Annotated in this window: 1 protein-coding gene; it reads right to left on the reverse strand. The window is 44.3% G+C overall.

From position 1 onward, the window contains the following. Positions 1 to 194, reverse strand: a 194-nt coding sequence (locus EDI28_RS27435) for a hypothetical protein (RefSeq protein ID WP_233353522.1), incomplete at its 3' end; no start/stop codon positions are given. Positions 195 to 1,068: the final 874 nt, after the last annotated feature.

Below are 1,068 nucleotides of genomic sequence, written 5' to 3' on the forward strand. Positions count from 1 at the left end.
AGGGTAAAAGGCGACAAAGAAAACGACAACCTGCTGTTCTCTGAACTTTCAGGCAGCCTTTCGCTAAACGAATAGCCTGAGAAATCGTGGAAATGTACGATGAACATTCTACCATCGATGAACTTGGCTCTAAGGTGCATAACGCCTGGGATAAGGTGCGCCACGATGAACTCACCAAATCCACTAAACTCCAAACCAAAACTGCCGAGTCAAACGCGTCACCTTGATACCTTTGTTATGGCGCGCTTGACGGGCCCAATACAAGCATCAGGCACGCTACCGCCAAACAGAATTATTTACCTGCCATATGATTCATGCATCATACATCACTGAGTAAACAGAAAGTTGAGAGATCGCAGTTTTGTGATTTATTTCAGTTAGCTATAACTGAAACCTGAGCCTTTTGATGAGGATTTGAGCAGGGTTTATTCGGAAGAAGAACGGACCGCTCTCTTCTATCAGTGTGAATCAGTGCTTAAGGAAGAAAAGCAGCGAATACTAAACGACAATCGAGCGTGCTGCGGACTGGAACCAACAATGATTATTTCTATTGTAAACACCCAGAACCATAACAGAATTGGAAAACAACGGCTTACTAGCTGCTAAGCCTCGACCCGATAAAAATGAAGAAAGGTTCAGGTGAATGCAGGAGCCAATTGGTTTAGTGAAAAAGCCATCTAATAACGACAATCGAGCGGTTGCGTACAGAAACCACAATTGTCTATTTTCCTTGAGAACTACCATCACCATAACAGAGCTGGAAAACTGAGATTCACTAGCAACTAAGCACGACCCGCCGGCAATAAAACGACAGCAACGTTGCCTGTACGCCCCTGCGCCATAACGCCTGCAATAAGGTGCCCCACGCTAAACCTGCAAAGCGCACCGAACTTCATACAAAAACCGCCGAGTGTAACGGGTCACCTTGATTGCCTTGTTATAAGCCAGTTACTTGGCAGATTCAGCTTTATTTTGCGATAGTATAAACATCAGCATTCCTGCCATTATTACCATGTCCGCAATATTAAAAACACCTGTGCGAATTGAGCCAAAACCTACATTTAAGAA

Origin of the sequence: Photobacterium chitinilyticum (assembly GCF_004104355.1) — a bacterium.
Lineage (GTDB): Bacteria > Pseudomonadota > Gammaproteobacteria > Enterobacterales > Vibrionaceae > Photobacterium > Photobacterium chitinilyticum.